Consider the following 11,998-nt stretch of genomic DNA (forward strand, 5'->3'; position numbering starts at 1 on the left):
GCCATTCCAGGAACAAGCCCAGCTGAAGGGCAGCCTCGAGTGACTCGGTCAGTGGATCGGGATCGTCGAGGGTTAGCGCCAGACCCGCGGCGCCTGATTGGCCCCATTCCTCGAGGACCTCAGGCGACCAGTCGTTGCACGAGGGGCGGAATGATCACCGGCATTCGGGCCTGGCTCGCGTGGGCGAAGAGCTCCGTCGGCTCGCCGTACAGGAAGGCGGGCTGGACCAGGACCAGCCCGGAGATCGCGCAGTCGCACGCGGCGCCTTCCAGCTCTTCCAAGGAGCCGTCGATGATGGGCGCGGCCCGCCGGGTCTCTCGGCGGAAGGCGTGGACCTCGCAGTCGATCCTCATGGAACGCCCTCGCCGCAGCGCGCGGCCGGCACAGCGTCCGCGAGGCCCCAGTTCAGCCGCCAAAGCAGGTCCCCGATGGCGACGCGGCGGGCGTGCAGACGCTTCAGCTTCTGGTCAAGCACGCGGCGGGCGACGCCCCGCTGCGCGTCCGGGCCTTGGCGGTTGACCGTGATGATCACGCCGCTAGAGCCGAGTCCCAAGATGGAATGCTCACGCACCATTCCAAGTAATGGGCTCGCTGTAAATGCTCATTTGGTAATTGCTTAGCGATGTGAGTCGCCTTTGCGAAGAACGCGCCTGTGGCATTTGACAAACCATAGTCCCTGCAATGGATGTGCGTTCGTCTGCTCGGCTCCCGCCGAGCTTAAGCCGAGGAAGATCACTCAGCCGTGGACGCCTCATCGGCATATGCTGCTGTGTTGATCCATGACATCGAGGCCGCCCGACCTCAAACCAGCACGAAGCCGCAGTCAGCAAGGCCGCGAGTCCAAGAGAAACCAGATCTCCGGCTCGAGCAGTAAGGTACGGGAACGCGATGTCCGTTAACTAGCAGCGTCGATAGCAATCGAAGTCGCAATATTCTCTCTTGCCACATCTCGCGCGTACCCTGGACCTAAGGGCCGAGAACATCCGCTGCAGGTTCTGTCGCCGCGCGGCGTCCTATGATTCACGAGTATGAATTTCATAGCAGGGCCCGTTAGTGTGCTCTACTCCGGTCTGAGATCTTTCAAAAGATCCGCGCATTTGAGGTCGCACCATCGGGCCAACCGGTCATCAAGTGGCTCGAGCCAAAATCATATGCTTCCACCAGCCTATTCAAAGAGCGAAGCGCCGACTGCCCCCATGTCCTATCACCGCCATTTCAAGGATGCTTCCCGCCGCGACAATCCTTAGCGAGACGAGGCCCGACTCGATAAAGTAGACGTGATCAGGATGCCTTTTCGGCTCTTGCAGCACCATGCGTTCTTTCAGGACGATCGGCTCTAGGAACTCCCCTATTGCCACAAGGTCTTGAGGAGAAATTCTCGTTAGAATCACGTTTTTGACGAAGGACCACGTATTGGGGGGCATCCTCCTAGGCCGGTTGAAGCATCTGCTGTGCGCCGCCCCCTCGCTTGAGAGCAGTATATCCGGAGCTATCAAGCGCACGCGCGGTCGGTCATGGTGTGGTCCGTCTCCTGGCATACGGATTTCTTCTCCGTCGATCCCGCTGACTGTGACGAAATATTGATTGCCGACTGTAGCGGCGTTTCGATCTTGATTAATGCAACGAGCCTCGTGTCGACGCTCAAATCCCGCTTGCGAGCGTCCTTTTCGACGGAGTCCGACTAGCCGAGCCGGCGGTTGCGCGTAGCGTCAGCGCAACAAACTGCCATTGCGCGGGTCAAAGCGCGGCAATCCGGTTTGCGCCTCCAGCTGCCTGACATTCATAGTCACTGCATGGGGGGAGATGGCTTTGCGCCTACCTTGGCGAACCTGAGGTCCTTGGGTTTCTCAGAAAACGGGCCGAGCTTGCCGAAAGGTCCCGTTCTTTATAGTCCCGCCTAGACGTGGAGCTCAACAGGCTGTTCCTGGCCAAGCCGAATCTGCGGATTGGTGGTTTGGAAAAATCGATGCTACCATGCGGGCGGTGCCAGCTGTAGCGGTAAAGCCCATCTTGGCAGCTCAGCGGGGCGCTCGTTTGGGTGTTTGTAGGCACGTGCACAGGCCCACTCGCGCAAGCTTGTCTGGACGAAGCGTTCGGCCTTTCCATTGTGTCTCGGGCATATAGGCCTTGGTTCGGATATACTTGAGGCCGAGCTTTTTGCAGGGCTTGGCGAAGGCTCTGGATCGATAGTAGGAGCCGTTGTCGGCCATGACGCGCTGGATGGTCACGCCCAGGCCTGCGTAAAAGCCGATGGCGGCTTTCAGGAAAGCCACGGCACTCCTCCCTTTTCTCATCCTTCATCACCCGGCTGAAAACGACACGCGAAGCACCGTCGATGCAGACGTGAACGCACTCCCAACCGATCGCACGGGTGTTGCTCTGGCCGGTTCGATCGGCGGTGATGCGGTGGTCGATCCGGTTGAACTTGCCGAGCTTTTTGATGTCGATGTGGATCAATTCGCTGGGATATTCGCGCTCGTAGCGATTGGCGCAGCCGTGGTCAATCCATTTGCCGGTGAGCTCGTCGCCCGAGCCGCCACTCAGCGGATGGAAGCGGCGGGAGCCTTGCTAAGGCCACGTGGTCGGAGCGCTGGTCAATGCCGTATGGCCAACTTGCTTGAGAACCTCGACGGACGTGTCTCCTCCGGAGGCGGCTTCCAGGATTTTGGAAGCGACGTGCGTTCGAGTGCCAGTCTCATGAAGCGAGAGTTCTTTGCAAACCTTATCCAGAACCATACGCAGACGGACGGTGGTTTCGGAGTCGAACATGTGAAGGTCTCCTCCAATTAAGCTCGACAATGACTTATACTGGAACGCGTGTTCCAGGGTATAAACAGATCAATTGCCGACGCTGACCGCGGCGCAAATGACTTTGTGATTTACCGTCCTTAAGCCTGCGCATTGATACAACGAATGACGTCGCGAGTCATCGAATTTGTACTTGCGCCGGCTGAGGCAGCCGCCGCTCCACGCTCAGAGCGAGCGATCAGAAACAGTGCGACATCATTTTCATAGAAGCTTCATGTGGCTGAGGATACCGCGAAAGCGGTCCGATCACCGATCGGTTCCGCGCACTTCAATCTCCCTCCTCACTCGCAGAACAACTCAAGCGATCGATGGTTTGAGGCGTCGATTTGCAAAAAAAGCCGATGAATGTGCTCGCGGATCTCAACAGTCGCATGCGCGCCGGGCTTTGTTGCGAGAGAGATTTCGTTTCATGGGCGGCAACCGCAAACCCTCCGCCGAGACCGACGCGCGAGACTTCAATCGTCGCGTTCAGCGCGAGCCAATTGGGTCGCCGCCCGATGACGCTGATGTCAAAAGTAGACGATCTGGATGTCTGCTACCCGCTAATGAGGTTGCGGCGCCATTTGAGCTTCAACGGTGCAGGATAGCCGAGGTCTTCGGTGATCGTGGAAAACGTCAGCTGTCCGGCCAAGCCTCTATTGTGGATTTCGGACTTCTCGAGCGGTAACGCCGCAAAGGTCGGGAGCGAAAGACCCGTCAACGCGCCAAAGCAGTCGACATCGCGCGGCGCGCGACAAAGCTTTGCGACGCGAACCTCGAATCGCTTGCGTCTATCGATAGAGTAAGCCCAAATCAGGCAGCCTTGGTCGCCTGCGGCTTTGGCCTCTTGATGCGCGTCACGCTGCGACGACCAACGATACTGAGCGGCACATCGCTGTCGATGGCGGCGTGGCCCGCCATGCGATGTTGATTGCCGGATTTATTGACGGCGTGCTGCTCGGTCGCGCGATTGTCCCAGATTGCAACGTCGCCCGATTTCCAGCCCCAGCAAACGGTATTTTCTGGCGCGGCGAGGTAGGATTGAAGCAGGTCGAACAGCTTCTGGCTCGTATATTTCTGCAGGCCGACGAAGTGCTGCACGAAACGTCCGATCACGAGCATGCGTTCGCCGGTCTCGGGATGGACGCGAACGACCGGATACGCGGTTTCGTAGTTTGTTCCGGTGAACACATCGTCGAAATGGTTCTTGTCCTCGGTGGCGCGCCCGGCCACGGTGTAATCATAGGCATTGCAGCGCACCGCCCAGAGGTTGTCGGCAAGCATCCGCAGCGGCTCCGGAAGGGCAAGATATGCAGCCGCAGTGCTCGACCAAACGATCTCACCGCCATAAGGCGGGATCACGGCGCCGCGAACCACCGAGATCTTTGGACAGGCATCACCGAAGCTGACATCCATGTGCATCTGGTCGGCCAGCCCGCTCCTGCGCCCCGACGCCATTGCCGGGGTAGACGCTCCCTTGGTCGTACGGATTGCGGGACGCGGTATCAGCGAGCCGAGTCGGATAGCAAAGCGCTGCTGCTCGGCATCATCGAGATGTCCCTGATCACGGAAGAAGATGACCTTATGCTCGAGAAGCAGCCGGCTAATGGCTCGGATCACCTCGTCGGACAACTCGTCCGATAGCCTGATGTTCTTGATCTCGGCACCAAGCCGGACCGCGTGCTTGATGATGTCCGCTCTCGGAATGGCGTTATGAATGGTCGTCGTGTTACTCATGATCGTCCTCTCACAATCGTGATGCCTAGACAGCTCCGCGATGCATGGTCGCGAGACTGACGGCGGGGGCCAACTAAGTCATTTGGGTGACGGGGCCCTACTCGGCCGCAACGTGCTCCGTTAGCCGCAACAAAAAGCCAAGCAGGATCGTCGGCTACGGACCACGACCATCTTATGATCTGCTCCGTCGCGATCAGGACCCAGTCTTACATCAGCCCCGATCAGACGAAGGAACTCGCGGACAACGCTTCCAGGATCGGCATGCAGCATGATGAACGACCTCGTTCTGATATTGCAAATCATAAGGACAATCGATGTCCAGTCCATGAAACGAAACCAGCTTTCTTTTCGATGGCGAGCAATGTTCGCTTCGGCGGCACGCAAAGCTCTGAAATATTTCTGGATGACGTTTGGTCGACCATCTCACGCGGAGGCGAAAAACGGACGAACGGAATTAGCTCTCGGCCTTACCTCATCAGTATGATCGCACAGGTACTTCTGCATGACCTTACAAAGTACTCTACCATACGTCGTGTGATTATTGCAGGTCTATTTTGACGTACGAAGCAACATTTTGCTCCCAGTATCAATTGTTCAATGTGTGCTTGTTTCATTCTCCTGTCACATATGGACCAACTTTCCGACTTCTCGCGGAGCGAGAGATCGAAGCGACATCTGCGCCTGTTCAACTCCGACTGCAGTTTAATCGTCGATTCTATTACTCGCTTTGCGAGTCCCTAACCAAGGAGCGTCGCGGTCCAGGTGACCTCGCTGACAATCAGGTGGCGGCGCGATCCTGGCTCGCAACCTATCGGGACGTGCGCTGCCATTCATCGACCGAGACGGTCCGCGCAGCACTCGTAGTGCAGACATCTAAGAGGACAACCGGTGCAACCCCGACGATATCCTAGAAAACTGTCCAGCGCGCCAGATGAAGTGCGAGCACAAGGAGCAAGACCGGTCGGAAAGCTATCCAAGCGTTCAGATATTGAGCCAACACGACGACATGTTCGTGCCGGTCATTGGCCGTGGCGCGCCTGCGCTGGGTAGAAACAGCCCGTGACCGGGAAAGGCCTGGGATCGGCGCCGAACTCCTCCTATTGCTCAGGACATTCTCGTGCACGTCCAGCTGGCGGCCGGCTTGCGCCATCGACACCCCGCGTTGCCTTACCAGATTGACCGCTTCGATCTTGAACTCGCGACCGCACTTTTCTCTTCATCGACGACCTCCGGCTGCATAACACACCCATGCCTCCATCAAGCCGACAGCAGCTCACTTCAGTCAAACTTGTAGGAGACCTGCAAGAACGTGCCCCATCGCTCCATGCTGTACTTCGCCGTGACCATGCCAGCCCGATCGGCTTTTGAAAGCTCGGACTTGGAGTGATCGCGACCCACAAGCAAATTGGAAATAGTGTCTTTCTTGAGCGGCCGTCGTTTTTCCGGAAATCGCTGGGGGTCCAGCGTTGTCAAGAGCGCGTTATGGGCTTGGATAGCTCGGTCGATTCTTCCCTCACGCTGGTATCCGCGCGTAATTCGCGACAGCGACAGGCGTAGCTTTTCGAAGTCGCGGTAAGCGAGGTAGAAGCACGCGTCATCCAGACGCGTCGAACCTCGCTTGGTGATGACCAGGCTTTTGACGCCGTCGATCTCCTCGATACTGTCAACGATCGAGCGATATTCCTTTGGAAAGCCAAGGCCAGCGTCGATGTTTTTGATGAAGCCGGCGGGAAGATGAAAGAGTGCCTCATGTACAGCGTTTTCATCTTCGGGCAGCTCAACATCGAAACCTTCCAGGACGATCTCTTCGATTCGGTCGTACTTGGCTTCAAAGCATCGCTCGGATGGGTAGGTGATAATCGGGCGAATGATGATTGTTGACTTGGTGGCGTCGAACCAGATGACTTCCTTGATGGGCAACGGATCCGAAAGGGGCTGACCCGGTCTGAGGGATTGGTAGACATCGCGATCGGCCTCACACTGGACCGCGACGCATCCAGGATGAATCTCGCTTAGAGTCAGCTTCACAACGTCTCCCCAGTTTATCCTACCGCCAGTGCCCGAGCCGTCATGAACCATAGCGTAGCCGGCTAACCCGTCGACCGATCGATGGCAAGAATAGCCGGAGGAAACCCGAATCAGTAGGAAGTCCGCCGAGATTGCGCGAGGAGACCGCAATGACCGACGAATTGAGACTTACGAGCGGCATCCCGCTGATCATGGCAATCACATACCTCCTGTAGCACACTGACGTATTCCAAGCGTTGATCGGCCGGCTAAGCGCACACTGGCGCTTGGCTCGGCGTCACTCGGCGAACACTTGACTTAGCGCCGCCAGTTCTGGCCCAGCGCGTCGTCGAATCACGCTTCGGCATCGTAGTCAGGCCCAGCGACGGACCGAAATTTGAGATAATGGGAGTAGTGTTTTTCTCCCAGCGCCAGGTCTTGAACGCCACCAGCTTGGATTCTCTCGCGCGCCCTCCGGCAGCGTAGCTAGCCAGTCGCGAGCGAGTGAGCGGATGGCTTGCTCGCAATCAGATTTTTTCTTCATACGACGTGTTCCTCGGGCCCGCCATGACTACTCCCGCAGCCTTGTGCGCCAGCATATATCGCGGACTTGAGGCTGGGAGGCGCAAGTATCTTTATGACGATTCGTCTCGCCATCCTCTGGTTATCAACTAAGGCAGACGAGTTAACTCGTCACTGACCCGGCCCGGGCGCCAGTTGGCGCGCGATGCGAAACGGACCCGCACACGTCAAGATCGACAAAGCCGTACTGTATCCAGTGACCGAGCTTGATGCGTGAAATAAAAAATCTTGTGACTAGCCGTGCGTCGAAAGGATTGAACGTGAGTTAGCGTTGGGGCCGGTTACGATCACGAAAAAGCACCTATTACCGTCCCCAACATTTTTGTGCCAACGAGGCAAGGCAAATACTTCAAACGCTTACAGCGAATGGTCTGATTCTGCACAATCAGCCATGCTGACCGACATGTGTCATCGATCCCGAGGCAAACGCTGCCGATGCTGTCGCCGAGTAGGATATCCACGATCGGATCGGCGATGCGTGCCGCAACCGCGTCATATGCGGTGCTCATTACGCTACGACTCCCCTCCTCCCGTCGCTGCAGAACTGGAATCGTGACATGTTGAACAGACGGCTCTGAAATGTGGCTCATCTTAGATCCCGATCCGTCGAGTGACCCGCATCCCTAGTGTCGGTGATTCCTGGGGAAGGCGAGAGAAAACGTCAAGCGTGAGAGGAAAAAGAAACTTGCGTCTCCAGACTGAGCGAAAGGCGCTTAAAGCGTCATATGCAGGACGTGCAGCTGTCGCGGCAACGCAATGGCGCCTATGGCTGGTCGATTGCGCGCGACACCGCCGATCCCGAAACGCTATCCCTGCCCGACGTTTACGCCAACGCAACCGCTCGACGCAGTCAGAGCGCGCGCTGGATCGGCAGGCGGTGGCTTTCCACATCGGCCCCGACCCCGTGCGTATCCGCCGTATGCTGGAGCGCCCGTTCGGATCGGTGCGCTGGAGGGAAGACGTGCCCGACCGCGCAGCGATCGAAGTCCTGCCCCGGTGGAATTGCAAGCGCGGTGGAAGGCAGTCCGTTTAGAACGAAAAGATCTGACATTTCTGATTAAGCGGAAGCTGGTCAGCAGCTAAAAGGCGACAATGCGTCACCGCGGCGACCGGGCCTTCCCCATAACCGAGGAGCACGCCAGTAGGAACGGGTCTATGAAGACCTCGCTAAAACAACGAGCCGTGGATCTTCTGCCTCCAAACGATCAAGGCGAAATTACCCGCCACCGAGCACCGCGTCATCTTCATTGGCCCGGACGATGCGTTTCGTATTGTCGAGCAGCTCTGGGATCGCCGCCCGGCTTAATCTTCGAGTTCCAAGGCAAGTCAAACCACGCTAGCAGATTGATAGAGTCCTAAAAAATGGGCCACTCCGAAGGAGTGGCCCAAGTCAGGGAGGAAACGCCCTCAACGGGCTTCTGGGATCAGGCCGCAGCCTGTTCGATCGGTGAGAATGGCAGGCCGAGACTCTCGGCCACGGCTCTATAAGTTAGCCGGCCTCGGTGGACATTGAGGCCTGCGCGCAGATGCGGATTTTCGAGCACGGCGGAAAATCCCCTCTTCGCCAGTGCTAAACCAAATGGCAGCGTGGCGTTATTCAGGGCCTGGCTCGAGGTCAGCGGGACAGCTCCCGGCATATTGGCTACACAGTAATGAATGACGCCGTCCACATCGTAAGTTGGATCAGCGTGGGTGGTTGGACGCGATGTCTCAAAGCAGCCGCCCTGATCGATAGCTACATCCACGATCACCGAGCCTTTACGCATCGAAGTCAACATGCCGCGGCCGACAAGCCTCGGCGCGCTCGCGCCGGGAACGAGCACCGCGCCAATCACTACGTCCGCCGCAAATACCTCCTCCTCGACGGCGTCTATTGTCGAGAACCTGGTACGGACGCGCCCTTCGAACAGCTCATCTAGCTCACGAAGCCGCGATATCGAACGGTCAAGGATCGTGACCTCGGCACCCAGACCGACCGCCATTCGTGCCGCATGGGTACCGACGACGCCGCCTCCGATCACCACGATACGGGCTGGCTGAACACCCGGTACGCCACCAATCAACAGTCCCCGCCCGCCCGTATACCGCTTCAGCGCCGCACCGGCTGCTTCGATCGCAAGCCTGCCCGCGACCTCGCTCATCGGCGCAAGCAACGGAAGTCCGCCACGCACATCAGTCACGGTTTCGTAGGCGATTGCGGTGCAGCCAGATTTTATAAGGCCCTTAGCCTGCTCCGGGTCCGGCGCCAGATGCAGATAGGTGAAGAGGATCTGATTCTCTCGCAGAAGGGTCCATTCGGACGGCTGGGGCTCCTTGACCTTTACTATCATCTCGCTCGATGCAAAGACCTCGTGCGCGGAATCCAGAATCGTTGCGCCGGCCCTGCGATAATTTTCATCTGTCGCGCCAATGCCGGCGCCTGCATTGGTCTCAACTACCACCTTGTGGCCGGCCGCCACATATTCTCGGACGGCTCCCGGCGTCAGGCCCACGCGATATTCGTGCGTCTTGATCTCCTTGGGAACACCGACGTTCACTTGCGATCTCCGTAATTGGACAACCTCTTCTAACCGGAAGAGCGCTGCGAAATTGCAAAGCAACAGCTCAAACAACGCAGAAATTCAGCGATCTTTGGTCTCTTACGCAGGATTCCAAATAAATGGCCGCGACAAGAACGATATGACAATCCTCGCCGAACTTATCAACGCGGATCAGCTAGACAGAGCTCTCGAATCGAACTGGAATATGCAGCATCGCGATCGCGCGCCCGGCAGCGCGCGATAAATCCAGAGCATCAGGCCAATCTTGGCCTGAACCGAATTGCCTCAACACCGTCGTGCTGGTTAGGTCACATTTGACAGTCAACGTGACGAGGCGCTGAGTTTCTCGAAGTTGGCGCCGTCAAGTGCAGATCAGTGATCCACAGCTTTTGATGTCGGAAAGTGATCCTCATCGTGGTGGCTCGCTCGAGACATCGATCGCTTCGAAAGAATGCACTGGACCGCCACCTTGGGCGCTACGATGCGATGTAGCTTCTCCGCTGCGCGCTCTGATTATGCTTGCTAACTACAGGTGCGAGCGGTCGGGCTTATCTGCGACACGGTCTCAGATCCTTCGCCTAAGACCTACTGGCAACGGCTGAATTTGAGGTCGGCTCTAAGCAACCGCAAACTTCCATTTGCGACGATACGAGACGCAAATTTCGGCAAAGATGCGAAACTTCCTCTTTGCGACACCTGTGAGCGCCAGTTGCATCGCAACATGGTCAATGCCGCCGCTGGCCAGGAAGCAAGCTCTACCCAGTTCAAAGCCGCACTCACCACCGAAGTGAGGCGAGGTCTCCACGACTCCGCCGAGCTTAAGGCCGAGGGCGGTCGCTCAGCCGTGGACGGCTCGCCGGCACGCGCCGCTGTGTTGATCCATGACATCGAGGCCGTCCCCACCTGAAACCAGCACGAAGCCGCAGTCTGCAAAGCCGCGAGCCCAAGAGGGACGAGATCTTGCGTGTCGTGCCTAGGAGCCTGTCCAGTTAGCATCGGGAAGCCGGTTTTATCCGAATGATAGCGGCTCATGCGGCCCTCGCCAGCTTGACGAGGTTGTGAGCGGTGCAAATCAGGGCCCATTCGGGCTTCACTTTGTCGATGCCGCGCAGCAGGAATTGCCTGAACCCTCTTGCCTGTTTGATCTGTCCGAACACGGGTTCGACGATCTGCTTACGCAAGCGGTAGCGACTTCGGTAGCCGGCGCGCTTGAGCTTGGTGCTCATCCTGGCGATCAGCGAGCCGGCTCTTGAAGGCTTTTCCGCGGTGGCGGACTTGGTGCCGTGCTTCTGCCTTCCGGTGGCGATGTAGCCCTCAATGCGCCGCCGTTTGATCGTGCGAAGATTGGCGGCGGAGCAGTAGCCGGCGTCGGCCGACACTTCGTCGGGATTGGTCCCCAGATTAGGCCTGATCCCGTCGAGCAACGGCGCCAGTTGCGCCTGATCGCTCGAGGAACTGGTCAGCGTCTGCGCCACGATGATCTGATGGGCACCATCGACCGCGGCCTGGGCGTTGTAGCCCTGGATGTAACCGTCCTTGGTCTTCAGGATGCGGCTTTCCGGGTCGGTGAAATTGCGTTGCGCCTTGCCGTCGGGCTCCGTTTTCGTCGGCGTCTTGCCGCTCTTCTTGCCGCCTTCGGCGACGCGACGCTCCTCGGCCCGCGCCTTGCGTTCCACCTCGGCTGCGGCCTTGGCTTCGGCCTCCAGCGCGGCCTTGGCCTCGCGGATCTTCTCAAGCCGCTTCTGCTTGTCGGCCACCCAATCGGGCATCTCGTCGCCGCGCTTGTCGCCGTAGCGCTTGTCCTCCTGCGCATCGGCAGCCTCGGCGGCCTTGAGCCAGCGATCGACCTCCGCTGCAAGCTCCGCTTCCCGCTTCTTCATCCGATCGTAGCTCATCGCCTTGTGCTTGGACGCGTTCGCCTTTATCTTGGTGCCGTCAAGCGCCACGTGCCCGAGCTTCACCAACCCGGCCTTCTCGGCCAGCTTCAACACCTGCACGAACAGGTCGGCCAGCGCCTTAAGATGCCGCCGCCGGAACTCCGAGATCGTGCGGAAGTCCGCCGGGTCGCCGGCCACGATCATCATGAAATCCGCCCGCTCCACCGTCGCCCTGGCGATCCGCCGCGACGAGTAGATGCCGCTCGCATAGCCGTGTAGAAGCAGCGCCGTCATCATCCGCGGATCAAACGGCGGCTGACCCAGCCAGCTCCGGTAGCTGCCTAGACGACCGATTCCATGAAACCTGCGCTGATGGAGCAGGCTGAATTGGTGGAACGGACGGGCTGTTGGCGGATTCCTCGTTTGCGGTCGGCGAAACGAGGAGCTGTATCATGGCAGGATGGCGGC

6 protein-coding genes and 3 pseudogenes are annotated in these 11,998 nt (G+C 58.4%); 1 reads left to right on the forward strand and 8 read right to left on the reverse strand.

The features are described from left to right. Positions 1 to 119 precede the first annotated feature (119 nt). The 6 genes and pseudogenes from GWE18_RS39330 to GWE18_RS39365 all read right to left on the reverse strand — a co-directional run. Positions 120 to 353: a hypothetical protein gene (locus GWE18_RS39330; protein WP_275190910.1), complete on the reverse strand. Its 234-nt coding sequence runs from the start codon at positions 351 to 353 to the stop codon at positions 120 to 122. After that, positions 350 to 553 (reverse strand): hypothetical protein, encoded by a 204-nt coding sequence (locus tag GWE18_RS39335; RefSeq protein ID WP_275190911.1) that lies wholly within the window; start codon positions 551 to 553, stop codon positions 350 to 352. The genes GWE18_RS39330 and GWE18_RS39335 overlap by 4 nt, the downstream gene beginning before the upstream one ends. Before the next feature lie 1,346 nt (positions 554 to 1,899). Then, positions 1,900 to 2,484: pseudogene (locus tag GWE18_RS39340) on the reverse strand (DDE-type integrase/transposase/recombinase); the annotation flags it as partial. Between the two features lie 1,116 nt (positions 2,485 to 3,600). Continuing rightward, positions 3,601 to 4,524 carry a TauD/TfdA family dioxygenase gene (locus GWE18_RS39355; RefSeq protein WP_275190913.1) on the reverse strand — a complete coding sequence of 308 codons (924 nt, stop codon included), beginning with the start codon at positions 4,522 to 4,524 and terminating at the stop codon, positions 3,601 to 3,603. A gap of 1,278 nt (positions 4,525 to 5,802) precedes the next feature. Further along, positions 5,803 to 6,552, reverse strand: coding sequence for a hypothetical protein (locus GWE18_RS39360; RefSeq protein ID WP_275190914.1), 750 nt, complete (start codon positions 6,550 to 6,552; stop codon positions 5,803 to 5,805). A gap of 965 nt (positions 6,553 to 7,517) precedes the next feature. Beyond that, a pseudogene (locus GWE18_RS39365) lies at positions 7,518 to 7,703 on the reverse strand (3-methyl-2-oxobutanoate hydroxymethyltransferase); the annotation flags it as partial. A gap of 135 nt (positions 7,704 to 7,838) precedes the next feature. Here GWE18_RS39365 and GWE18_RS39370 point away from each other — a divergent pair. Continuing rightward, positions 7,839 to 8,146: pseudogene (locus GWE18_RS39370) on the forward strand (MFS transporter); the annotation flags it as partial. Between the two features lie 391 nt (positions 8,147 to 8,537). Here the strand turns inward: GWE18_RS39370 and ald are convergent. Further along, a complete protein-coding gene (gene ald, locus GWE18_RS39375) occupies positions 8,538 to 9,650 on the reverse strand; it encodes an alanine dehydrogenase (protein ID WP_275190917.1) in 1,113 nt (370 codons plus the stop codon). Between the two features lie 1,031 nt (positions 9,651 to 10,681). After that, a complete protein-coding gene (locus GWE18_RS39380; protein ID WP_342804336.1) occupies positions 10,682 to 11,911 on the reverse strand; it encodes an IS1182 family transposase in 1,230 nt (409 codons plus the stop codon). Positions 11,912 to 11,998: the final 87 nt, after the last annotated feature.

The sequence above is a fragment of the Bradyrhizobium sp. CSA112 genome (assembly GCF_029051645.1).
Taxonomy (GTDB): domain Bacteria; phylum Pseudomonadota; class Alphaproteobacteria; order Rhizobiales; family Xanthobacteraceae; genus Bradyrhizobium.